16 protein-coding genes are annotated in these 24,854 nt (G+C 62.2%); 1 reads left to right on the forward strand and 15 read right to left on the reverse strand.

Annotated elements, in window-relative coordinates; all coding sequences use genetic code 11:
• Window positions 1-22: 22 nt before the first annotated feature.
• On the forward strand, window positions 23-421 hold the full coding sequence (locus tag PYR71_RS17880; RefSeq protein WP_275620286.1) for a VOC family protein: 399 nt from the start codon (window positions 23-25) through the stop codon (window positions 419-421).
• Window positions 422-439: 18 nt separating this feature from the next.
• Here PYR71_RS17880 and PYR71_RS17885 read toward each other — a convergent pair whose 3' ends face one another.
• The 15 genes from PYR71_RS17885 to PYR71_RS17955 form a co-directional block, all read right to left on the reverse strand.
• On the reverse strand, window positions 440-928 hold the full coding sequence (locus PYR71_RS17885) for a MaoC family dehydratase (RefSeq protein WP_038691313.1): 489 nt from the start codon (window positions 926-928) through the stop codon (window positions 440-442).
• A 92-nt stretch (window positions 929-1,020) separates the two neighbouring features.
• Window positions 1,021-3,000 carry a glycogen debranching protein GlgX gene (gene glgX, locus PYR71_RS17890; protein WP_275620287.1) on the reverse strand — a complete coding sequence of 660 codons (1,980 nt, stop codon included), beginning with the start codon at window positions 2,998-3,000 and terminating at the stop codon, window positions 1,021-1,023.
• 12 nt (window positions 3,001-3,012) lie between these two features.
• Window positions 3,013-4,644 (reverse strand): alpha-D-glucose phosphate-specific phosphoglucomutase, encoded by a 1,632-nt coding sequence (locus PYR71_RS17895; protein ID WP_275620288.1) that lies wholly within the window; start codon window positions 4,642-4,644, stop codon window positions 3,013-3,015.
• A gap of 6 nt (window positions 4,645-4,650) precedes the next feature.
• On the reverse strand, window positions 4,651-6,093 hold the full coding sequence (gene glgA, locus PYR71_RS17900) for a glycogen synthase GlgA (protein WP_275620289.1): 1,443 nt from the start codon (window positions 6,091-6,093) through the stop codon (window positions 4,651-4,653).
• A gap of 3 nt (window positions 6,094-6,096) precedes the next feature.
• Window positions 6,097-7,359, reverse strand: coding sequence for a glucose-1-phosphate adenylyltransferase (gene glgC, locus PYR71_RS17905; RefSeq protein ID WP_183917905.1), 1,263 nt, complete (start codon window positions 7,357-7,359; stop codon window positions 6,097-6,099).
• A gap of 18 nt (window positions 7,360-7,377) precedes the next feature.
• Window positions 7,378-9,585 (reverse strand): 1,4-alpha-glucan branching protein GlgB, encoded by a 2,208-nt coding sequence (gene glgB / locus PYR71_RS17910; RefSeq protein WP_275620290.1) that lies wholly within the window; start codon window positions 9,583-9,585, stop codon window positions 7,378-7,380.
• The gene (locus PYR71_RS17915; protein ID WP_275620291.1) at window positions 9,582-12,044 is read right to left on the reverse strand and encodes a glycogen/starch/alpha-glucan phosphorylase; all 2,463 of its coding nucleotides are present in this window, start codon (window positions 12,042-12,044) and stop codon (window positions 9,582-9,584) included. Before PYR71_RS17915 ends, glgB begins: the two co-directional genes overlap by 4 nt.
• 274 nt (window positions 12,045-12,318) lie before the next feature.
• Entirely contained in the window at window positions 12,319-13,566 is a 1,248-nt protein-coding gene (locus PYR71_RS17920; RefSeq protein WP_275620292.1) for a vWA domain-containing protein, read from the reverse strand.
• Between the two features lie 114 nt (window positions 13,567-13,680).
• Window positions 13,681-14,568, reverse strand: a complete 888-nt coding sequence (locus tag PYR71_RS17925) for a transglutaminase family protein (protein ID WP_275620293.1) — start codon at window positions 14,566-14,568, stop codon at window positions 13,681-13,683.
• Window positions 14,565-16,982: a circularly permuted type 2 ATP-grasp protein gene (locus PYR71_RS17930; RefSeq protein WP_275620294.1), complete on the reverse strand. Its 2,418-nt coding sequence runs from the start codon at window positions 16,980-16,982 to the stop codon at window positions 14,565-14,567. Before PYR71_RS17930 ends, PYR71_RS17925 begins: the two co-directional genes overlap by 4 nt.
• 49 nt (window positions 16,983-17,031) lie before the next feature.
• On the reverse strand, window positions 17,032-20,358 hold the full coding sequence (locus tag PYR71_RS17935; protein WP_275620295.1) for a transglutaminase family protein: 3,327 nt from the start codon (window positions 20,356-20,358) through the stop codon (window positions 17,032-17,034).
• Between the two features lie 110 nt (window positions 20,359-20,468).
• Complete coding sequence (locus PYR71_RS17940) at window positions 20,469-21,851, reverse strand: sensor histidine kinase (RefSeq protein WP_275620296.1); 1,383 nt, start codon at window positions 21,849-21,851, stop codon at window positions 20,469-20,471.
• Window positions 21,848-22,525 carry a response regulator gene (locus PYR71_RS17945; protein WP_183917921.1) on the reverse strand — a complete coding sequence of 226 codons (678 nt, stop codon included), beginning with the start codon at window positions 22,523-22,525 and terminating at the stop codon, window positions 21,848-21,850. The genes PYR71_RS17940 and PYR71_RS17945 overlap by 4 nt, the downstream gene beginning before the upstream one ends.
• Before the next feature lie 96 nt (window positions 22,526-22,621).
• Window positions 22,622-24,490, reverse strand: coding sequence for an adenylate/guanylate cyclase domain-containing protein (locus PYR71_RS17950; RefSeq protein ID WP_275620297.1), 1,869 nt, complete (start codon window positions 24,488-24,490; stop codon window positions 22,622-22,624).
• 30 nt (window positions 24,491-24,520) lie between these two features.
• Window positions 24,521-24,832 carry a hypothetical protein gene (locus PYR71_RS17955; protein WP_275620298.1) on the reverse strand — a complete coding sequence of 104 codons (312 nt, stop codon included), beginning with the start codon at window positions 24,830-24,832 and terminating at the stop codon, window positions 24,521-24,523.
• Window positions 24,833-24,854: the final 22 nt, after the last annotated feature.

Here is a 24,854-nt window from a genome sequence, read left to right on the forward strand (position 1 = left end):
CACTTGGTCGAGGGATGGACGAATGCTGCATCATGCTTCCCTCGGCGTTTCCGATATCGAGTGGTCGGCGGCATTTTACGATGCCGCTCTTGGCGCGCTCGGTTATGTCAGGGTCTGGGATGACATCAGGCCGGGCCAGATAGGGCAGGCGGTCGGATACGGCCCTCCCGGCGGCGGGGACAAGCTAGCGATCAAACATCGGCCGGATTGCCAGCGCCCCGCAGGCCCTGGTTTTCATCTGGCTTTTGCCGCGCCGAACCGTCAGGCGGTCGATCAGTTTCATGCGGCGGCGATCACGCATGGCGGCCGTGACAACGGTGGTCCAGGCCTGCGACTCCATTACGGCGAATACTATTATGCTGCGTTCGTGATAGATCCGGACGGGCACGCAATCGAAGCCGTCTTCAATTCGGCTGTATAAACAATAGCGCCGTTTTACTTAGACGTCCTCGGGACGATCCTTCGGGTCGAACTGGATGATGGTGATCCATTTTGCCGTCAGGGCCGGCTTCTTCTCGTTTTCGATCTCGATCGTAACGTCGTAGGTGGTCATCAGCATGCCGCCGCCGCGGAAGCGGGCGTCGGAGAGCAGGAAGCGGCCGCGCACGCGGGCGCCGCTTTTGACCGGTGTCATGAAGCGGACACGGTCGAAGCCATAATTGATGCCCATGGTCTGCTCGCGCACTTTCGGCAGGCAGTTGTAATTCATCGCCGAGAGCAGAGACAGAGTCAGGAAGCCATGAGCGATGGTGCCGCCGAAGGGGCTTTCGGCGGCGGCGCGCTCAGGATCGACGTGAATGAACTGATGGTCATCCGTTGCCCCCGCAAAGGCATCGATCATCGTCTGGTCGACGGTGATCCAATCCGAAAGGCCCGTTTCCATGCCGATCAATCCCCGCACGTCGGAGAGTGAAATTTCCGTGCCCATGCATTTCCCCGTCAGATAAGCCCGCCGCGCCAAAGCCTTATCGTGCATTTATGACGATTGCGATAAGGATTTGCGCCAATGGGAGGCGCCGGTCATTTTTCTATGAAAAAGCCGACGGAGCGTGGCTCGACGGTAACTCGGGCACCGGCCCTCTTCGCGCCTGCCGGCGTCAATTGACGCCAGGAAGCTTCGCCTTCCGCCGGAAGCGTAAAGAGCTCGCGGCTTTCGGAGCGATTGAAGAGCACGGCAAGCCGGGTGCGTTGGCCTCTTGAGGCCCGGTCGCCGGTTGCCAGCAGCATGCCGAGCGTGTGGAGCGACGGCGTCTCCCATTCGGCGACCGTCATCGGTTCGCCCGAAACCGAAATCCATTCGACGTCGCCATTTCCCGACAGGAAATCCGTTTCGGAAAAGACGGTGAAGCGGCGGCGCAGCCCGGCGACGAAGGCGGTATGGGCGATGAGGTCCTCATCCAATGTCTTCCAGTCGAGCCAGGTGATCTCGTTGTCCTGGCAATAGGCATTGTTGTTGCCGCGCTGGCTGCGTCCGCCTTCGTCGCCGGCCGTCAGCATGATGCTGCCGCGGGTGGCAAAGAGCGTTGATATCAGCGCCATCACATCGTTTTTTCGGCGCTTGCGGATCGAGGGGTAGAGTGTTTCACCTTCGACGCCATTGTTCCACGAGTGGTTTTCATTATGGCCGTCGCGATTGTGCTCGCCATTGGCGTCGTTATGCTTTCCGGCATAGGAGACGAGGTCGATCAGCGTGAAGCCGTCATGGGCGGCAAGGAAATTGACGCTGCGCGTCCCTTTGCCGTCATTGCGGGCGAAGATGTCGGAAGAGCCGGCAAGGGCTGTCGCCAGCGCGCCGGTTTTCCATTGATCGCCGCGCCAATAGCAGCGCAAATCATCGCGAACCCGGTCGTTCCATTCGAGGAAGGGCGGCGGGAAGTTGCCGAGTTGGTAACCGCCCGGGCCGATATCCCAGGGTTCGGCGATCATGATCCGGTCGGCAAGCACGGTGTCGGCCAGAATCGCGGCAAGTGTTCCGCCATCGCGCTCGAAGCCGGCCGCGGTTCGGCCGAGCACCGGGGCGAGGTCGAAGCGAAAACCGTCGACGCCCGAATTGAGCACGAAATGGCGCAGGCTGTCGATGACGAGACGGCGAACTTCGGGATGGTCGCAGGCAAGCGTGTTGCCGGTTCCCGTATCGTTGACCAGTTCGCCCGGGCAATTCTGGACATGGCGGAAATAGTGCAGGTTGTCGAGGCCGCGCAGCGACAGCGTCGTGCCGTAACGATCGCTCTCGCCGGTATGGTTGAAGACGAGGTCGAGGATGACGGCGATGCCCTCGGCATGCAGGGCGGCAACGGTCTCGCGCAGCTCCGCCATGCCGCCCGGGGCGAGCCGCGGATCGAGCGCCATGAAGGCGACAGGATTGTAGCCCCAGCCGTTGGTGAGGCCGAGCGGCGGCAGGTGGCGTTCGTCGATCCAGGCGGTGATCGGCATCAGTTCGACGGCATCGACCCCGATCCGCTTCAGGTGGGCGATGACGGAGGGATGGGCAAGAGCGGCGATCGTGCCGCGCTGGTGCTCCGGTATGTCGGGATGAAGAATGGTGAAGGGCCGCACCGCCACTTCGTAGATGAAGCCGCCCGGTTTGAAGAGTGGCTTGGCGACGGCGGCGCGCGTATCGGTGGTGACGATCGCCTTCGGCATCAGATCCTGGCTGTCTTCGCCGTAGACGCCGAGGCGGGGATCGTAGCGAAACGGCCGGTCGATCTCCTTGGCGTAGGGGTCGATCAGCAATTTCGACGGATCGAACCAGAGGCCGTTGTCCGGCGCGTAGATACCGTCGGCACGATAGCCATAACGCGCGCCTGCCTTCAGCCCGTCGACAAACAGACGATGGATGTGGTTGCCGTCGCGTGCCATCGGCAGGCGCGCGAATTCTCTATTGCCGTCATTGTCGAACAGGCAGAGCTCGACCTGCGCGGCATGATGCGACCAGACGGCAAATTCGACGCCGGTGTCAAAGACGATCGCGCCGACCTGCGCCGCATTGTTCTCGCGCATGTTTCCCCCGGATCAGGTGATCACGGTTGGCGCGTCGCGTCCCGTGCGTTCCCGAATGCTGGCAACGCTGTCGGCTGCTGCGATGAGATCGGCGAGCGCTTCCTGCGTTTCGAAGTTGTGGCGAGTCGAATCCGGCTCGTAGCGCTCGATATAGACACGCAAGGTCGCGCCAGACGTGCCGGTGCCGGAGAGACGGAAGACGACGCGGGAGCCGCCTTCGAAGAGGACGCGGATGCCCTGGTGCTCGCTCACCGATTTGTCGATCGGATCGTGATAGGCAAAATCGTCGGCTTTCTCGACCTTCAGGCTGCCGAAACTCTTGCCGGGCAGCGTGGAAAGCTGGCTGCGGAGATTGTCCATCAGCCCGGTCGCCGCATCGATGTCGAGGCCTTCGTAATCGTGGCGCGAATAATAGTTGCGGCCGTAGGTCTGCCAGTGCTGGGTGACGACATCGGCGACGCTCTCGCCGCGCACGGCAAGAATATTCAGCCAGAGCAGCACCGCCCAGAGGCCATCCTTTTCGCGGACGTGGCTGGATCCGGTGCCGGAGCTTTCCTCGCCGCAGATCGTCGCCATGCCGGCGTCGAGCAGGTTGCCGAAGAACTTCCAGCCGGTCGGCGTCTCATACATGCCGATGCCGCGTTTTTCGGCGACGCGGTCGGCAGCCCCCGAGGTCGGCATCGAGCGGGCGATGCCGGCGAGGCCGCCGGAGTAACCGGGAGCGAGATTGGCGTTGGCGGCAAGAATCGCCAGGCTGTCGGAGGGAGTGACGAAGATGCCGCGGCCGATGATCAGATTGCGGTCGCCGTCGCCATCGGAAGCGGCGCCGAAATCAGGCGCGTCCTCGCCCATCATCTCATCGAAGAGTTCCTTGCAGTGAACTGGGTTGGGATCCGGATGATGACCGCCGAAATCCGGCAGCGGCATGAAGTTGCGCACGGATCCCGAGGGAGCGCCGAGACGATTTTCAAAGATTTCCTTGGCATAGGGGCCGGTGACCGCACTCATCCCATCGAAGGCGATGCGGAAGCCGAGGCTGATCAGATTGCGGATGGCGCCGAAATCGAATAGCTCTTCCATCAGCGCGGCATAGTCCTCGACCGGGTCGATGACGGAGAGGATCATGCCGCCGGGAAGTTCGTCCTTGCCGATGCGATCGAGATTGACGTCGGCGAAATCGGCGATCTTGTAGCTGTCGATCGTCTTGGAGCGGGCATAGATCGCGTCGGTGATCTTTTCCGGAGCCGGACCGCCATTGTTGATGTTGTACTTGATGCCGAAATCTTCGGTCGGGCCGCCGGGATTGTGGCTGGCAGACAGAATGATGCCGCCGAAAGCCTTGTATTTGCGGATGATGTGGGACGCGGCCGGCGTCGACAGAATGCCGCCCTTGCCGACCATCACCTTGCCGAAGCCGTTGGCGGCGGCCATCTTGACCGCCTTCTGGATGACTTCGCGATTGTAATAGCGTCCGTCGCCGCCGATGACGAGGCACTTGCCATGGTAGCCTTCCAGCGAATCGAAGATCGACTGGATGAAGTTCTCCGCATAATTCGCCTGTTGGAAGACCGGAACCTTCTTGCGCAGGCCGGATGTGCCGGGCTTCTGGTCCAGGTAGGGCGTGGTGGGTACGGACTTGATCATTTTAGGTCACATGCCTTTCGAGACGAGGCTTGAATAGAGGGCAGCGTAGCGTTCGGCGCTCTTCTCCCAGGAGACATCCGATTTCATGCCCTGCTTTTGCAATTGGGTCCAGAGTTTTCGGTCCGCGTAAAAATGCATTGCACGGCGGATTGCCTGCAGCATGCCCGTTTCCGTCACGGATGAGAATTGTATGCCGGTTGCCACTTTCGCCGCAAGTGCGGCGTGATTGGCATCGATCACCGTGTCATTCAGCCCGCCGGTACGGGCGACGATCGGCACGCAGCCATAGCGCAGAGCATAAAGCTGGGTCAGGCCGCAAGGCTCGAAGCGCGAGGGGATGATGATCGCGTCGCAGCCGGCCTGCATCAGATGCGACATCGGCTCGTTATAGCCGATCGAGACGCCGATGCGGCCGGGATGACGGCTGGCGGAAGCAAGCAGCGCGCCTTCGAGAGCGGCTTCGCCGGAACCGAGCACGACGAGCTTGCCACCCATGCCGACGATCTCGTCGGCGACATTGGCGACGATATCCATGCCCTTCTGCCAGGTGAGACGGCTGATAACGCAGAAGATCGGGGCATCGTCATTGTCGAGATGGAAGAACTCGGCGATCGAGCGGCGGTTCTCGTCGCGGTTCCTCAGCGTCGTGGGGCCGTAATGGGTGTGGACGACGGGATCGGTTGCCGGATTCCAGATATCGGTGTCGATGCCGTTGACGATGCCGTGCAGATTGTCGATGCGGGCGGCAATCACGCCTTCGAGCCCCATGCCGAATTCCGGCGTCAGGATCTCATCGGCATAGGTGGGGCTGACAGTGGTGATCGCATGGGCGGTTTGCAGGCCGCCTTTCAGAAAGCCGGTCGTGCCGTAATATTCGACGCCGTCGATGGCGAAGGCATGATCGGGCAGGCGCAGGCCTGGAAAGATCTCGGAGCCGAACTGGCCCTGGAAGGCGATGTTGTGGATCGTCAGCACGCTCGGAAGTTCCGGCGTCGGATAATAGTGCATGTAGACGGATGTCAGCGCTGCTTGCCAATCATGCGTGTGGACCAGATCCGGCCGCCAGCCGGGCAGCAGACCGGCGGCGATCTCGGAGGCGGCGAGCGACAGAGCGGCGAAACGGCGCCAATTGTCGGGATGGTCCTTGCCGAGCGGATCGAGATAGGGGCCGCCCGGCCTGTCGTAGTAGGCCGGGGCATGGAGGACGAGAAGATCGAGGCCCTCGTGCTGGACCTCGAGCACGGTCGCCTTTTCTCCGAGCAGGTCCGCGAATTCGAGCCTGACAACCGGGTCGCGAATGACCTTCATGACGGCGGGATAGCCGGGCAGGAGAGTCTTGGTTTCGACCCCGAAGGCGTTGAGAGCAATCGGCAGGGCGCCGGACACATCCGCCAGGCCCCCTGTCTTGATCAAAGGGAAGACTTCGGACGAAACCGAAAGAACTTTCATACGTCAGATATCCAGCTTGTCGATCATCGGCTGCGTGATCAGGCAAATGCCGCTTTCCGTCCGCCGGAAGCGCTTGGCGTCGAGTTCGGCATCCTCGCCGACAACAAGACCTTCCGGAATGACGACGCCGTGGTCGATCACCACATTCTTGAGCTGCGCGCGCCGTCCGATCTTCACATTCGGCAGGATGACCGCCCCTTCCAGCTTGGAGAAGGAATTGGCCCTGACACCGGTGAAGAGCAGGCTCTTATTGAGGCTGGCGCCAGAGATGATGCAGTCGCCCGACACGACGGATGATGTGGCCGAGCCGCGGCGATCCTCGTCATCATGGACGAATTTCGCCGGCGGGGTGATCTCGGCATAGGTCCAGATCGGCCAGGACTTGTCGTAGATATCGAGCTCCGGAACGATCGCGGTCAGGTCGATATTGGCCTGCCAATAAGCGTCGATCGTGCCGACGTCGCGCCAATAGGGCTCGTGCTCGAAATCCGATCGGACGCAGGACTTGGCGAAGCGATGGGCGACCGCCTTACCATTCTTGACGATATAGGGAATGATGTCCTTGCCGAAGTCGCGGCTCGAGGTCGGATCAGCGGCGTCGCGGCGCAGCGCATCGAGCAGGAACTTTGTGTGGAAGACGTAGATACCCATCGAGGCCAGCGCGAAATCGGGCTTGTCGGGAATGGGCGGCGGATCGGCCGGCTTCTCGACGAAGGCAATGATCTCGTCCTTGTCGTTGACATGCATGACGCCGAAGCCGGTCGCTTCCATGCGCGGCACTTCCAGGCAACCGATGGTGACGTCGGCGCCGGAATCGACGTGCTGCTGCAGCATCCATTCATAGTCCATCTTGTAGACGTGGTCGCCGGCGAGAATGACCATGTATTCGACACCATAATCCTCGATGATGTCGATGTTCTGGTAGACGGCGTCGGCGGTGCCTTCATACCACTGCGTTTCCGAAACGCGCTGGCTGGCCGGCAGGATGTCGAAGCTCTCGTTGCGCTCAGGGCGGAAGAAGTTCCAGCCGCGCTGCATGTGGCGGATCAGCGAATGCGCCTTGTATTGCGTGGCGACGCCGATGCGGCGGATGCCTGAATTCAGCGCGTTCGACAGAGCGAAATCGATGATGCGGGCCTTGCCGCCGAAATAGACGGCGGGTTTGGCACGCCGATCGGTGAGTTCCTTGAGACGGCTCCCCCTGCCGCCTGCCAGAACATAGGCCATTGCATCGCGGGCAAGTGGCTGAATACGCTTTTCTACCATTTTCTCCTCCCACCAGTCTTAATTTTCAGGTTCAAGCATAATTGTCGCCAAGGGCGGCAGGGTGATCGAGCAGGTGATGTTGCCGCCGGCATCGACGGCCTGCACGCGCCCGCCATTGCCCTTGCCGCTGCCGCCGTAGATGTCGGCATCGGTATTCAGAATCTCCCGCCACCGGCCCGCCAGGGGCAGGCGGATCGAATAATTCTCGCGATAGACGGGCGTGAAATTGGTGATCACGGCAATCGGCTTCTTGCCCGGCGCCTTGCGCAGCCAGGCAAAGACGGAATTCTGATGGTCGTCGGCGACCAGCCATTCGAAACCGTCGCCTTCGCAGTCACGCTCATGCAGCGCCGGCTTGCTGCGGTAGGTGAAGTTGAGATCGCGCACCAAGCGCCGCATGCCTTCGTGCATCCGATACTGCAGCAGGTTCCAGTCGAGCGACTTCGCCTCGCTCCATTCGCTCCACTGGGCGAATTCCTGCCCCATGAACAACAGCTTCTTGCCAGGATAGCCCCACATATAAGCGTAATAAGCGCGCAGATTGGCGAATTTCTGCCAGTCGTCACCTGGCATCTTGGCGATTAGCGAGCCTTTGCCGTGGACGACCTCGTCATGCGACAGCGGCAGGACGAAATTTTCGGAATAGGCATAGAGCAGACCAAAGGTGAGCTCGTTGTGGTGGTGCCTGCGGTGGATCGGATCGCGTTTCATGTAGCTCAGCGTGTCGTGCATGAAGCCCATGTTCCACTTGAAACCGAAGCCGAGGCCGCCCTCGTGCACGGGCTGCGAGACCTTCGGCCATGAAGTGGATTCCTCGGCGATGGTCATGACATTGGGATGCAGGCCATAGATGCGGATATTGAGGTCCTGCAGAAAGCGGACAGCTTCGAGATTTTCATTGCCGCCATATTCGTTCGGGATCCATTCGCCGTGTTTGCGCGAATAATCGAGATAGAGCATCGAGGCGACTGCATCGACGCGCAGGCCGTCGAGATGGAACTTCTCCGCCCAATAGAGGGCATTGTTGACGAGATAGGAGACGACCTCGGTGCGGCCGAAATTGTAGATCGCCGTGTTCCAGTCGGGATGAAAGCCCTTGCGCGGGTCTTCATGCTCATAGAGCGCCGTGCCGTCGAACCAGCCGAGACCATGCTCGTCGGTCGGGAAATGCGCCGGCACCCAGTCGAGGATGACGCCGATGCCGACTTTGTGGCAGCCGTTGACGAAACGGGCAAAGCCCTCCGGCTCGCCGAAGCGGGCGGTCGGCGCGTAGAGGCCGGTCGTCTGGTAACCCCAGGAGGGATCGTAGGGATGCTCGGTGATCGGCAGGAATTCGATATGGGTGAAACCCATGTCGACACAATAGGGAATGAGGCTGGAGGCGAGCTCGTCCCAGGACAGCATGGTGCCGTCCTGCCGGCGCTGCCAGGAGCTGGCATGAACCTCATAGATCGAGATCGGCTGGCGGCGCTTGTCGGTCTGGCGCCAATGCTTCAGATGGGCCTCGTCCTCCCAGACCTGCTCCAGCTCGGCGGCCGCTACCGAGGCGGTCTTCGGCCTCAGCTCGCTGCGCCGGGCGAACGGATCGGCCTTCAGCGGCAGCAATACGCCGTCATGGCCGCGGATCTCGAATTTGTAGGCAACGCCGATCGGCACATCAGGGGCAAATATCTCCCAGATGCCGCTGTCGGCGCGCAGCCGCATGACGTGACGGCGACCGTCCCAATTGTTGAAATCGCCGACGACCGAGACGCGCTGAGCATTCGGGGCCCAAACGGCGAAATGGATGCCCTGGGCGCCATCATGCTTGATGAGATGCGCACCCATCTTGTCGAACAGGCGCAGGTGCGAGCCTTCGCGGGCGAAATAATCATCCATCGGCCCGAGCACCGGCCCGAAGCTGTAGGGATCGGTGACGGCCCATTCGGAATCGCCGCGCCGGGCGCGGTAACGCACCGGCTGGAGCTTTGTCAAGGAAACCGGGCCGGCGAAGACGCCGTCGGCATGAAGCTGCTTCAGTTCGCCGATGACGCCGCCGTCGAGCGTCATGGCGGTCACGTCTTCGGCGCCCGGGATGAAACACCTGGCGACGAAGGCGTCGCCGGCCTGGTGAACACCGAGGACGGCAAAGGGATTGGAATGCGAGCCGGCAAGGATCGCCGTGATTTCATCTGCCGAAATTTCCCAGGAAAGCTTTACTTCAGGGATGGTTTTCGGCGTTTTCATCCGGCTCTCCAGATTTCGTCTGCATATTGCCTGATCGTGCGATCGGAAGAGAACCAGCCCATCCGCGCCGTGTTGTTGATCGTCTTGGTGTACCAGTCGGACTGGTTGGTCCAGATCTGGTCGACGTCGCGCTGAGCCTGGGCATAGGCATCGAAATCGGCGGCGACCATGAACCAGTCGTGCGAATAGATGCCGTCGATCAGCGCGGCGTAGCGGTTGCGGTCATCGGGCGAGAAGACGCCGGAGCCGATGGCGGAGAGCGCCTGCGAGAGCTCGCGCGAGCCCTCGATAATGGCGCGGGGATTGTGGCCGTCGCTGCGGACCTTGGCGACCTCATCGGCCCTGAGGCCGAAGATGACGATGTTGTCTTCGCCGACATTGTCGCGCATCTCGACATTGGCGCCGTCGAGTGTGCCGATCGTCAGCGCCCCGTTGAGGCCGAACTTCATGTTGCCGGTGCCGGATGCCTCCATGCCCGCGGTCGAGATCTGCTCGGAGAGATCGGCGGCCGGAACCATGACCTCGGCGAGCGAGACATTGTAGTTCGGCACGAAGACGACCTTCAGCAGGCCGCGCACCGACGGGTCGTTGTTGATGGTGCGGGCGACGTCGTTGATCAGCTTGATGATCAGCTTGGCGTTGTAGTAGCTCGGCGCCGCCTTGCCGGCGAAGAGTTTGACGCGCGGTACCCAGTCCAGCTCCGGATGCGAGCGGATCTGGTCGTAGAGGGCGACGGCTTCGATGATGTTCAGCAGTTGGCGCTTATATTCATGGATGCGCTTGATCTGGATATCGAACATCGCCGACGGATCGAGCTTCACGCCCATGCGGCTGGCGACGAGATTGGAGAGCGCCACCTTGTTGGCCCGCTTTATCGCCGCGAACTTCTGCTGGAAGCTGGGATCGGAAGCGTGCGCCTCGAGCGGGCGCAGCTTTTCGGCATCATCCAGGAACTCGTCGCCGATCGCCTCGCGGATCAGGCCGGTGAGGCCGGGATTGCACTGCTGCAGCCAGCGGCGCGGCGTGATGCCGTTGGTCTTGTTGTTAATGCGGTCGGGATAGAGCTTGTGCAGGTCGGCAAAGACCGTGACCTTCATCAGATCGGTGTGCAGCGCCGAGACGCCGTTGATCGAATGCGAGCCGATGAAGGCGAGGTTGCCCATGCGCACGCGGCGGTCGCCGCTCTCTTCGATCAGCGAGATCGAGCGGATTTCGCTGTCGGAAAAGTTCTTGGTCTTGCGGGCATCGAGCAGGATCTTGGCGTTGATCGCATATACGATCTGCATGTGGCGCGGCAGCAAGCGCTCGAACAGCGGTACCGGCCAGCTTTCCAACGCCTCGGGCAGAAGCGTGTGATTGGTATAGGAGAAAGTGTGGCGGGTGATCTCCCAGGCCTGTTCGAAATCCATGCCGTGCACGTCGCAGAGCAGACGCACGAGTTCGGCGACCGAGACGGCTGGATGGGTGTCGTTCAATTGGATGGCCACCTTGTCCGGCAGCGAGGTGAAATCATCATATTGCTGCAGATGGCGGCGCAGGATGTCCTGCAGCGAAGCGGACGAGAAGAAAAATTCCTGACGCAGGCGCAACTCCTGGCCGGCCGGCGTTGCGTCGGCCGGATAGAGAACCCGGGTCAGACTTTCGGCCTTGTTGCTTTCGCGAAGCGCGCCGATGTGGTCGCCGGCGTTGAAGGCATCGAGCAGGATCGGATCGATCGGCTGTGCCGACCAGAGGCGCAGCGTGTTGACGCGTGTGCCGCGCCAGCCGACGGCCGGCGTGTCGAAGGCGGCGGCGATGACGCGCTCCGCCGGTTTCCAGACGTAGCGCGGCTGGTCGTCATGGGTGGTGATGAATTCGACGGAACCGCCAAAGCCGATTTCATAGGAGCTCTCGCGACGCTCGAACTCCCAGGGATTGCCGTGGGCGAGCCAGTTTTCGGGCAGTTCAACCTGCCAGCCGTCGGCCAGCTGCTGGCGAAAGAGGCCATGGACATAGCGGATACCGTAGCCATAGGCCGGGACGTTGACCGTCGCCATGCTCTCCATGAAGCAGGCGGCGAGACGCCCGAGGCCGCCATTGCCGAGTGCGGCATCCGGCTCCAGCCCGGCAATGACGTTGACATCGACGCCGAGCGAGGCGAGCGCATCGCGCACCTCTTCCATCAGGCCGAGATTCGAGATGGCATCGCGCATCAGGCGGCCGATCAGGAATTCGAGGGAAAGATAATAGACGCGCTTGGCGCCCGTCGCGTAGACCTCGCGGGTGGAGGCCATCCACTTGTCGATGATGCGGTCGCGCACCACCAGGATCGTCGCCGTCAGCCAGTCATGCGGCTTTGCCACCTTGGCGTCCTTGCCGATGCGGTAGGTCAGACGTTCGATGATTTCTTCAGCGAGAATCTCCGGCCTTGAGCTGCGGGGAGCGGGAGAGGGGATAACCGGCTTGGAAACGGTATTCATGGTCAGATCTCGCCAATTTTAATTTGGTATCAGGGTGTTATGGCTGATTTAATCGATTTGTCGCCTGCGCTTGCGACAGTTTATGCATCGTTAGGAAGCACTTGCAACAAAGGATTTGGACAAACGAAAAATTTGCGAAACCTTCGTATTCGCGCGAATTAAGGGGGTTGATTTCAATGGCTTTTCCCGATCTGATGTGGGGATAGAGATAACAAAAGGCCGCGCCGGTTTGCTCCGGCGCGGCTTTTTGTACGGCTTTTCTCTTGGCGGATCGCTAGTTAGTCAGGCGAGTCAGTTGTGTGGAAGCCTTCGCTCCTATCGCCTTGAACGCGGCCAGGAGGTCTTCCATTTGTTCCGCCTGAAAATAGTGGGCAGCATCGGAGGCGCAGTATTGCAACAGCGCCTGTCCGCCCGGCGGCGCCATGAAGGCGATCGTATAGATTTCGATGCCCTTGGACTTTGCTGTGTCACATGTCGCCTTGGTCAGGGTGTCATAGGAACGGCCGCCGCTGCTATCGTTGTTGTTGTCGCCATCCGTCATGAAGACGATGTATTTTTTGGGTATTTGCCCGGTCTTCAACTTATGGGCGGCGTCCTCGGCATCATTCCCTGCTGCATTCTTTGCCGTGAGGGATGAATACGCCGTGCCGACCGCCCCGCTCGAGTTGGTGCCACCTCCTGCCTGGAGCGCATTGACGTAGCTCGAGACACCCGCAGTCCCCCAGGCAAGAGTGCTGGGTGTGTATTGAACGATATCGTAAGAGACTGCGCCGGTGCGTACGTATTGGGCGCTGGGATCGGCGCTGGTGAGCTGGCCGAAAAGATTGCCGGCGGCCATCTTCAGCGCCTCTATCTTCGTATAGTAGTTCGTGCGGCTGCCCGTGCAGGTATCGTAAACCCACTTGTCCTTCTTGTTAAGGTGGGGGTTGCAGTCATAGGTGAAGGTTTCCGTCGGATGATCCTTGTTGACGGTTTCGGTAGGGTCCCCCATCGACCCTGACTTATCGAGCGCGAGAAACATTGAGACGGAGCCCTGGCTATTGGAGCCCGGGGTCTGTGAAGGACCGCTGATCGTCGTGCTTGACGTCGAAAGATGCTGCGTGCTGAAGCCGACCGCCTGCATGAGCGGATTGACCGCGAGGTCGTAGCTCGGTGTAACCGTTACCTGGTAGGATGCCGATTTGCCCGATGCACTCGTTTGGACATTGACGGCAGTCGCGTTCTTGATATCGACGCCGTCCTGCAGGTAATTCGCCATTTGCCCAGCGACGAAATTCCGCGCGAAGGCTTCCGCCTGAGAGGTTTGGATCGTGCCGTTCCCCAGAGCAGTCGCCGTTGCCAGCGCGGCTGAATCGGCCGCTTCCTGCAATTGCTGTTTCGACAGCAGCATATCGCCGACCTGGATCGCCATGCCCGCGACGCCGAGAAGAACCGGCGCCAAAATCGCCGTCATGATACCGAAATTACCGCCTCGATCGCTGAACATGCGACGCAGGCAGGGACGCAAAAAGGAGGTGCTCATCATGTTCACCCAACTGGAAACCCTGTCAGGTGATTTACGCACGCTGCTTCTTTACGCGGCGCTTACGGCGTCAATAGAATTTTAACGAATCGGCTAATTTTTCCAATTTTGGGATCATTTCAGCGGGATCACGTCGACCGCCTGGACGGCGCGCTGGCCGCCATAGCTTTTCAACACGCCGATGACCGGGACGACGTCGGAATAGTCCCGGCCGTAGGCGACGACGATATGGTCCGTGCCGGCTGGAATGTCGTTGGTCGGGTCGAGCTCGATCCAGCCGATCGTCTCGCCGCACCAGATCCTGACCCAGGCATGCATGGCATCAGCCCCTTCCAGCCGTTCCTTGCCGGGCGGCGGAATGGTGCGCAGGAAGCCGGAGACGTAACCTGCCGGAATGCCGAGGCTTCGCAGCGCCAGGATCATGATGTGGGTAAAATCCTGGCAGACGCCGCGCTTCAGCTTGAAAGCCTCAAGCGGCGTCGTGTCGACCGTCGTCGCGTCGGGATCGTAGGTGAAATCCTTGTTGATGCGGGTGCAGAGCGCATGAGCGATCTGCATCGCCGTCAGATCGGGCTTGGCGCAGCTTCGTGCATAGTCGGCGATCTCGCGCGTCGGCGTCAGGCGCGGGCTGTCGCCGAGAAAATGGTGCGGCGAATCCGGCGCCAGCGACCAGATGCCTGCTATCTCCTCGGGCAGGTCGGCAAGCAGCGGCGAGAAATCGGCGGCGATCGGCTGGCTTTCGACCTGCACGCGGGCCTGCATGCGAATGTCGAGCGCCTCGTGCGGCGCACGCAGCATGAAGGCGGTGGCGGGGTGTTGAAAGAAATCGAGGAAATGCGACTGCTCGTCCGGCGTCGGCGAAATCGTGATCGAGCCGGCGACCAGGCGTTGCCGGTTGGTCAGCGACAGCGGCATCAGGCGCATGATGTGGCGGGCGCCGGATGCCGGCACATCGTAGCTGTAACCCATGCGGAGCGAGAGGTCGTAAAGCACTGCCGTCACCCGAGATAGGTCTGGGCGAGCAGGTCGGAAAGCTGCTCCAATTCGCGTTCGAACCGCTGATAGACCTCAGGCCCCATGCCCTCCGGCGTCATCACCGCCAGGCCGGAATGAAGCCGCATCGCCTCGCGGTAGAAGGGCGACATCTGGCCGTTGATCAGGGCATTCGGCAGTTGCTCGACCTCACGGTGGATCTCGTTCACCTGGAAGAGGACCGAGCGCGGATTGAGGGGATCGAGTGCCAGCAGGTCGGTGACGGTCAGGCGCGCCGTATTGACGTTGTAGCGACGGCGGTGGGTCATGACGCTGTCGCCGATCTCGAGCAGCATGTCGAGCGCGCCGTCGGGCGCTTCCGGTCCGGACATGTGGCCTAGCAGGCGGGTCATGTGCAGGCCGCGCTCGATATAGCGGCCGAGCGAGAGGAAGCGCCAGCCCATGAAGCGGTACATGTTCTCGTGCACGAGGCCGGCAAAACCGGCGAGCTTGCGCAGAAGGATGGTCATCGCGTGGCTGGCGTCGTCGCCGGCAGTGACGGTGACACGGAAACGGCGGGCCGTCTTGGCGAGATCGTTGAGCGCCAGCCAGCCATCAGGCGAGAAACGGTCGCGGATGTTGCTGGCCGAATAAACCGCACTGTCGATGTTGCGCAACAGCGTTTCCGGTACGGCTTCAGCCGTATCGATATCGACGGCAGCGAGATAGGCGGAGACATCGGCGAGCAGCGGCTGGCTCGGATCGGCGGCCTCGGCATAACGCGAGTGCCAGGCGCGCAGGATGCGCAACGCCCCTTCGGCGCGTTCGATGTAACGGCCGAGCCAGAACAGGTTGTCGGCCGCCCGGCTCGGAAGGCTGCCCGGCATGTTGCGGGTGAAGCTGCCTTCGGCCGGCAGCAGCGTGTGACGCTCGACGGGCTTGTCGCTGACGATCCAGACATCGGCGGCTGCGCCGCCCGACTGCATGGCAATCGCCGCGACATCGGCGCCGGAGCCGATGCGGGCAAAACCGCCGGGCATGATCTGCCAGCCATTGGCGGTGCGGGCGGCGAAGACGCGCAGCGACATCGGCCGCGGCACCAGCTTGCCGTCCATCCAGGCGGGCGTCGTCGAGAGTGTGACGACCTCCTGGCCGACCAGCTTGGGGCCGTCCGAACTCAGCCAATCGGTGATGGAATCCCTGGCGGTCGCCCGCAGCGACGAGCCGAGCACGGATTCGCCGTCGTCGTCGAAGAAGGGCGCTCGGGAATAGGCCGGGCCGATCACCATCTTCTCGATATTCTTGGCGACGTGCTCGCGCTCTTCCTCCTGGCCGCACCACCAGGTCGCAATCGAGGGCAGCCGCAGATCCTGCCCCAACAGACGGCGGCAGATGGTCGGCATGAAGGCCAGAAGCGCCCGGGTTTCGAGAATGCCGGTGCCGAGCGCATTGACGATGGTGACGCTTTCGGTGCGCAAGGCTTCGACGAGGCCGGGCGTGCCAATATGCGAATTCTGGTTCAATTCCAGGGGGTCGGCGAAGGCGGAATCGAGACGGCGCCAGAGCACGCCGATCGGCTTCAGGCCGGCGACGGTGCGCACCATGACGCGGCCCTTGACGACGGCGAGATCCTCGCCCTCGAGCAGCATGAAGCCGAGATAGCGGGCAATATAGGCGTGTTCGTAATAGGTCTCGTTGGCCGGGCCGGGCGTCAGCACGGCGATGCGGTCGTCGCCGGAGTGTTTCATGCCCTGCAGCGCATCGCGGAAGGCGCCGAAGAAGGAGGCGAGGCGGTGGACCGGGGTTTCGGCGTAGATATCCGAGAAGGCGCGGGTGGTGGCGACGCGGCTTTCCAGCGCGAAACCGGCGCCCGACGGCGCCTGCGTCCTGTCGGCGAGCACCCACCAATTGCCGTCAGGCCCGCGGCCGATCTCGAAAGCGCAGAAATGCAGATAGTGGCCGGATGCCGGTCTGATGCCGGAGAGCGGGCGCTGGAATTCCGGATTGGCGGCGATCAGCGCCGGCGGCAGGACCCCTTCCTCCACCAGCCGGTTGTCGCCATAGATATCGGCGACGATCGCTTCCAAGAGATCGGCGCGCTGGACCAGGCCCGCCGACAGCGCCTGCCATTCGCGCTCGTCGATAAGCACGGGGATATGCGAGATCGGCCACGCGCGTTCGCCGGTGCCCTTGCTGCCATAGGCGCGGTAGAAGACGCCGGCATCTCTGAGATAGCGGTCGGCGCGGGCGAAACGCTCGGCGAGGTCCTTTTCCGGCATTGCGCCGAGATGCGAGAGGAAACGCTGCCAGACGGGGCGGACGACGCCATTATTGTCGACCATCTCGTCGGCAGTGCCCGGAAGCGGCGCATAGTCGAAGGCCGCATCCTTGTCGATGCGAACCTCTGCCTCACCCTTGCGCTCCGCTGCGGGCCTTTTACCCATCAAATCTCACATCCCAACCCCGGCCTCAGCCCTCGGCCCCGACCCCGCCTCAAATTCCGGCGGGCCGCCGCAGATCCAGCGTCAGCGGGAATTCAAGCGAACCCGTCTCTGCGCGCGGGATATAACCGCCTGCCGTATGCCCCCACGGCTCGAAGCGGGCGAGCCGCCTTGCTTCGGCCTCGTTGCCGTTCACCGGGAAGGTGTCATAGGTCCGGCCGCCCGGATGGGCAACATGATAGATGCAGCCGCCGATCGAACGCTTCGACCATGTATCATAAATGTCAAAAGTCAAAGGTGTGTTGACCGGCAGGACCGGATGCAGGCCCGAAGCCGGCTGCCATGCCTTGTAGCGGACGCCGGCGACCGATACGCCAGAGGTGCCGGTCGGCGTCAGTGGCAGGGTGCGGCCGTTGCAAGTCACCGTGTAGCGGGCGGTATTGCTGGTTTCGAACCGCACCTGGAGGCGTTCGACGGAGGAGTCGACATAGCGGACGGTGCCGCCGACCGCGCCTTCCTCGCCCATAACATGCCAAGGCTCCAGCGCCTGGCGCAGTTCCAGCTTCGAGCCCTCGTATTCGACTTCGCCGCAGAAGGGGAAGCGGAATTCGAGCTGGGCCTTGAACCATTCCGGGCTGAGGTCGAAGCCGTTTTCGCGAAGATCGGCGAGCACGTCGAGGAAATCGGCCCAGACGAAATGCGGCAGCATGAAACGGTCGTGCAGGGTCGTGCCCCAGCGGACGAACTTGCCGTCGACCGGGTTGACCCAGAAGCGGGCGATCAGCGCGCGCACGAGCAATTGCTGGGCAAGCGACATACGTGCGTTCGGCGGCATCTCGAAGCCGCGGAACTCGATGAGGCCGAGCCTGCCGGTCGGGCCGTCGGGCGAAAACAGCTTGTCGATGCAGATCTCGGCGCGGTGGGTGTTGCCGGTGACATCGGTCAAAAGATTGCGGAACAGGCGATCGACGAGCCATGGCAGCGGCGGCTGACCGCGGCCGGGCGCCGCGATCTGCGCCATGGCGATCTCCAGCTCGTAGAGGCTGTCGTGGCGAGCCTCGTCGATGCGCGGCGCCTGGCTGGTCGGGCCGATGAACATGCCGGAGAAGAGGTAGGAGAGCGAAGGGTGGCGCTGCCAGTGGAGGACGACGCTCTTCAACAGATCCGGACGGCGCAGGAAAGGGCTGTTGTTCGGATTGGCGCTGCCGACGACGACATGATTGCCGCCGCCGGTGCCGGTGTGGCGGCCGTCGATCATGAACTTGTCGGCGCCGAGCCGGGTGGCGCGCGCCTCCTCGTAGATTGCGGTGGTGATATCGACGCATTCCCGCCAGTTCGAGGCTGGATGGATGTTGACCTCGATCACGCCGGGATCCGGGGCGACGCGGATGACGTTGATGCGCTCGTCCTGCGGCGGCGGATAACCTTCGATATGAACGGGAAGCTTGAGCTCGGCGGCAGCGTTTTCGGCAGCGGCGATCAGCTCAAGATAATCCTCGATCCGCTCGACCGGCGGCATGAAGACGCAGAGCCTGCCGTCGCGCGGCTCGACCGACATAGCGGTGCGCACGGCACCGCCGATTTCGCCGAGCGTCTGTTCGATCCGGCCCCGATTGTTCTCGCCGGCGTGGAAGGAGGCTTCCGGCATGGCGCGGCCGGCCGGCACGAAAACGTCGGGCAGCGGTTGGCGCGGAATGGTCGGATCGGCCGGGTGGATATAGGGATAGCGCGCCGGCGGGACATAGGGCAGGGTGCCGAGCGGTAGGCGGTAACCGATAGGGCTGTCGCCCGGGACGAGGAAGATCTTGCCGCGGCGGGTGCGCCATTTCTCACTGACCCAGACCCGGCTTTCAGCTGCCTTGGCGTTCCATGCCTGGACCGGAAGGATGTACCCCGTGGGGACAGTGAGGCCACGGTCGAAGACGCGGGCGATGCGGTTACGCTCCTCGGGATCCTTCAGCTTCGAATTCGCCGGATCGACGTTGTCGGGAAGATTGCCTTCCTTGATGATCCAGTCGGCCGGATCCTCATAAGCCGGCTGCACCATGTCAGGTTTGATTGCCAGTTCCTTTGCGATCAACGTCAGGAGCTTCTCGGCATCCTCTGCCGCAGCGCCGGTATCCTTGCCTTCGGCGGCGACCAGATCGACGTTCTGCCAGATCGGCTTGCCGTCGCGGCGCCAGTAGAGCGAAAAAGTCCAGCGCGGCAGGCTTTCGCCCGGATACCATTTGCCCTGGCCGTAATGCAGGAAGCCGCCGGGGGCGAAGCGTTCCTGCAGCCGGCGGATCAGGCTGTCAGCCTTTTCGCGCTTGGTCGGGCCGACGGCCGCGGTATTCCATTCCTCGGATTGGAAATCGTCAATCGAGACGAAGGTCGGCTCGCCGCCCATCGTCAGATGCACATCCTCGGCCTCGAGGACGCGGTCGACCTTCTTACCGAGTTCGTTGAGCTCGTTCCAGCTTTCATCGGAGAAGGGCTTGGTGATGCGCGGGTGTTCGGCGACGCGAGAGACCTTCATGTCGAAGGCGAATTCGGTCTCGGCCTCGCCGAAATAACCGCCCGAGATCGGGGCGGCGTTGCGGTAATGCGGCGTGGCTGCCAGCGGGATGTGGCTTTCGCCGGTCAACAGGCCGGAGGTCGGATCGAGGCCGACCCAGCCGGCGCCGGGCAGATAGACCTCCGCCCAGGCATGCAGGTCGGTGAAATCGACTTCGGTGCCGGAGGGGCCGTCGAGTGCCTTCAGATCAGGCGTCAACTGGATGAGATAGCCGGAGACGAAGCGGGCGGCCAGGCCGAGATGACGAAGGATCTGGACGAGCAGCCAGCTGGTGTCGCGGCATGAGCCCTTGGCGCTTTCCAGGGTCTCCTCCGGTGTCTGCACGCCGGTTTCCATCCGGATGACATAACCGATCTGCCGCTGCAGGCGGGCATTCAAGCCAACGATCATATCGACCGTTGGCTGGCCGGGAGACCAGTCGAGCGTCGGAAGCAGCGCTTTCAGGCGCGGGCCGGCCGGCTCCGGCGTCATGTAGATCGACAGATCCTCCTGAATCGTTTCGGGATAGCCGAAGGGCCACTTGGTCGCCTCTTCCTCAACGAAGAAGTCGAAGGGATTGTAGACCGTCATGTCGGCGACAAGATCTACCTCGATCTTTAATTCTGTCACCGGGTCTGGGAAAACGTAGCGAGCGAGATAGTTGCCGTAGGGGTCCTGCTGCAGGTTGACGAAGTGGTTCGAGGGCGTGACCTTCAGCGAGTGGCTGAGCACCCGTGTCTTCGAATGCGAGGCCGGTTTCAACCGGATGATCTGTGGGCCGAGGCGGACCGGCTTGTCATAGGTATAGTGCGTCAGGTGATAGATGCTGGCTTTGATCGACATATTGCTCTTTTTATCCGGCGCGCATCGTCGTGCGGCTTGCTGTTCCCGAAGCCAGTGTGTGCAATGCAGCGAAAGAAAGCAAGGTGGAAAGGTCGATGGGGCGCCGGCTTTCAGGCCGCTCTGGCGAAAGTGACGGCAGCCTTCAGGCCCCTGCCGTCCCTGCCCGATTCCAGTGTCAACGCTGCGTGGAAAAGACTGGCAATTTCCTCGACGATGGGAAGGCCGAGGCCGGCGCCGGGGGCGGCGGATTCATTGCCGCGCGAAAAACGACGACGCACCGCCTCCAGCTTCTCGCGCGGAATCCCGGGGCCGTTGTCCTCGACCTCAAGGCGGATCGTCTCGGCGGCGGCGATGACGCGGACAGTGACTTCAGCGCCCTTGCCGGCATAGGCGATGGCATTGCCGGCAAGATTGCGCAGCATTTCGCCGAGCAGCAGCGGCTCGGCGCGGATCATCGCCGGGCTCTCACCCTCGTAGCCGAGATCGATGCCGGCGACGGCAGCGGCCGGGATCTGTTCGCCCGTGATCTCCTGGGCGATGGCGGCGAGATCGATCGCGGAGGCGGTCAGCGCCTCCTTGGCCGTGGCGGCGTCGATCTTCGCCATCAGCAGAAGCTGGGCAAGAATGCGCTCGGCATGTGCGACGGCCTGGTCTCCCTTCAGAGCTGCCGCGTGGGCTTCACCGAGCGAGCCGGCGCGGGCCGACAGCGCAAGCTGAGTGCGGATAATCGCCAGCGGCGTGCGCAGCTGGTGGCTGGCATTGCCGGTGAAATTGCGCAGGGCATCGAGCGCCGACTGCAGGCGGACCATGAAGGAATTGACCGTATCGACCAGCGGCTCGACCTCGCTCGGCACGGTTTGTTCGATCGGATGCAGATCGTCAGGACTGCGTTCGCCGATGGCGTCGCCGAGCTTATAGAGCGGGCGGAGCGCCACCGTGACCGAGATCCAGACGATGACCGCCGCTCCGGCGATCATGAGAGCGAGGCGCAGTGCCGAACGCACGAGGATCGCCTGAGTCAACTGCCGGCGGGCAATCGTGGTTTCGGCGACGGTCACGACGAAGGGTACCGAGCGGATGCCGGTCGAGGCGGAACGTTCGAGCGTGGCGATGCGGATGGGCTCGCCGCGAAAGTTGTCGTCGGCGAAGGCCGCCGCACCGCTCGGCGTCTTCTGCAGGACCGGCAGAGCCTGGTAGCCGGTGATGAATTGGCCTGGCGGGCCGTCGACGCGGTAGAAGACGCGGTCCTGCGCGGCCGAGGTCAGCATTTCGAGCGCGACATAGGGAATATCGACCTGCAGCGTGCCGTCTTCGGCGACGACGACGCGTTCGGCGATCGCGAGTGCCGAGCCGGCGAGAACACGGTCGGAGACGATGTTCGAAGTCTGCACAGCCTCGCGATAGGTGTCGGCAAGCGCGAGCATGCCGATGACGGCCGTGGAGACGAGCAGCCAGAAGAGCAGGCGGCGCCTGAGAGAATAGGCGGCCTTCATGAAGCCTCTGGCACCTTGTCGAGATAATAGCCGATGCCGCGGGCAGTCTTGACCGTCAGGCCATGCGGCAAAAGGCGCTTTCTCAGCCGGCTGACATATTGCTCGATGGCGTTTGCGGAAATGTCGTCGTCGAAGGCGGTCAGCGACTGTATGATCGCCTCCTTGGCGACGACCTTGCCGGCCCGCATGAAGAGTATTTCGAGCAGGCCAAGTTCGCGGGCGGGGATGTCAAGAGGGGTGGAACCGGCGGAGAAGGTGCGGGAGTTGAGGTCGAAAGAAATGCCGCCGAAGCCGACCGTCGCCGAACGCAGCCCGGCCTGACGGCGCAGCAGTACGCGCACGCGGGCCTCGAATTCGGCGATGTCGAAGGGCTTGATCAGATAATCGTCGGCACCGAGATCAAGGCCTTTCACCCGTTCCTCCGGCGCTCCCCGTGCTGTCAGGATGAGGACGGCGGCCTGATTCTGGCGGGCGCGCATGGCGCGCAGCACGTCGAGCCCGTCCATCTCCGGCAGGTTGAGGTCGAGGATGACAAGGTCGAAATTTTCCGCCGCGATGACGGCATTGGCGGACGCCCCGTCATGGACGACATCGACGGCATGGCCCGTGCCGCGCAAGATCGCCGAGAGCCCGTCGGCCAGCGCGATATTGTCTTCGGTGAGCAGGATGCGCACGGATGTTCCCCTGTTTTTCAAGCGACGTTACAGGGGTGAAGACGGCTTGTCACAGCGATTTTGAAGATTGGCGAACGGGGCGCATAAAGATCGATCTCAGCTGCCCGTTCGCTCCATCTCCTCGCGCTGCGTCATCGCGGCGGCGAGCAGCTTTTGGAAGCGCGGGTCGCCGCGGATATTGTCGAGGTCGGAATCATTGTTGAACCATTTGATATGGTAGACGGAGCTGTGCGGCAGCAGCTTCTCCAGAAGGTCGATCGCCTGGTCGACATCACCGAGGACGGAATAGACGCAGGCGAGATTATACTGGGCGACGATATCGTCGGGATCGATGGCGATCGCCCGCGCCGCCCAATCGCGTGCGCGCGCCGCATCGCCGAGATGGGCAAGCGCCAGGGCACCGCGATGGGCGGGGCCGGAATTTTCCGGATTGAGATTGAGCGCACGTTCGGCGCGCAGCAAGCCAAGGCGGGCCCAGTTTTCCCTGTCCACCCCACGGCCGAGCGAATGGTAGGCGGCCATCAGATGGATCGGCGAGACGTAGTCGTCAGGGCGGATTTCGGCGGCGCGGGTGAAGTATTGCACGGATTCTGCAAAATTGCCGTGCATGAAGAAGAACCTGGCATAATGGAAATTCGCCTCGAAGAGGTTCGGGTCGAGCGTCAGGGCACGCTCGAAAGCCGCCGCCGCCCGATCATCATAGCCGCTCTGATGCAGCGCCAGGCCGTGGGAGGCATGGGCCTCCGGAAGATCGGGATCGAGCGCGAGCGCGCGGGCGCTCATCTCGAGGATGCGTGTCAGCGGCACATCGTCGGGCGCCCAGTCGCGGATCGCGGCGTCGCAATCGGCGATGCCGGCATAGGCGCGGGCATAGTCCGGATCAAGCTCGACCGCTTTGCAGAACATGCGCCTGGCAAGCTGCAGGTAGGATTTCGTCCAGGTGTGGGAGAGCTGGCGGCCCCTGAGATAATAGGTATAGGCCTCGACATTGGCGGTCGGCTCGTTGGCGATCGCCTTCTTCTCTTCCGGCAGGAGGCGCACCTTCAGCTGGCCGACGATCGCATGGGTGATCTCGTCCTGGATGGCGAAGATGTCGGTAAGGTCGCGGTCGTAGCGCTCGGCCCAGAGATGATCGCCATTGGCGGTGTCGATCAGCTGGCCGGAGATGCGCACACGCTTGTCGAAGATGCGCACACTGCCTTCGAGCACATAGCGCACGCCGAGTTCCTGAGCGAGCCGCTTCAACTTCACCGAGATGCCCTTGTAGGTAAAGATCGTATTGCGCGGCACGACGTGCAGGCTGGAGATCTTGGAAAGATCGGTGATGATGTCTTCGGTGATGCCGTCGGAGAAATAATCCTGGTCGGCGTCGCCGCTCATATTGGTGAAAGGCAACACCGCGATGAAGCAGGTATTGCGATTCTGCGCGATGAGCTTGGCGGAAGAGGGTGGCGCGAGGGTGACAGTATAGACCTGCACCGGCTGGCGGATGTTCTTCAGCATGTGCTCGCCGATAAATTCGAAGCCGAGATTGAGGCGCGAGCCGACCTGATCGCGGACCGAAGCCGACACGGCGATGCCGCCGGGGGCGGCGATACGCTCGAGTCTTGCGGCAAGATTGACGCCGTCGCCGAAGATGTCGCCGTTTTCGACCACGACATCGCCGAGATTGATGCCGATACGGAATTCGACGCGCTCATCCTTCGGGACGTTCTCGTTGCGGGCCGACATGCTGCGCTGGATTTCGGCGGCGCAGGCAACCGCATTCACCACGCTCTGGAATTCGGCCAGGATGCCGTCGCCGGTGAGCTTGACGATGCGGCCCTTGTAATCCGAAATCCTGACATCGACCAGCTCGCAGCGATGGCGGTTCAGCGCCTGCAGCGTGCCTGACTCATCGATGCCCATCAGTCGGCTGTAGCCGACGACATCCGCAGCGAGAATAGCGCTCAGTCGTCGTTCCATGAACCCTCCCATGGATCTTCCCGGGATAACCTAGCTATTTTTAGAGTTTTTGTCGCGCAGAGTCGTCCCCCGAAAAACAATTTCGAGTGGCGTCGACATTTTGACGCGGTAGCGCGACCATATATCGTCGCCGGTCTTCATCAATACTCTAAAAGGGTGAAGGGCGGCCTTGATTGCTAATCCTTTGTGGTGAAAGAAGGGCTTCTCGTCGGTTGGAAACGAAATATACCGCTTGGTCAACGCTTGCCGGTCGGCACCAAAACGACCCGTGATCGAGTTGAGCCGGCCTTGCGGAGGGCCTCGCTCCGGCGCGCCCTTGCTCCTCCCGCTACGCTCGGGCATTGTTGCCGCATGAGGAGAATTT

Origin of the sequence: Rhizobium mulingense, from assembly GCF_029194105.1 — a bacterium.
Taxonomy (GTDB): Bacteria; Pseudomonadota; Alphaproteobacteria; order Rhizobiales; family Rhizobiaceae; genus Rhizobium; species Rhizobium mulingense.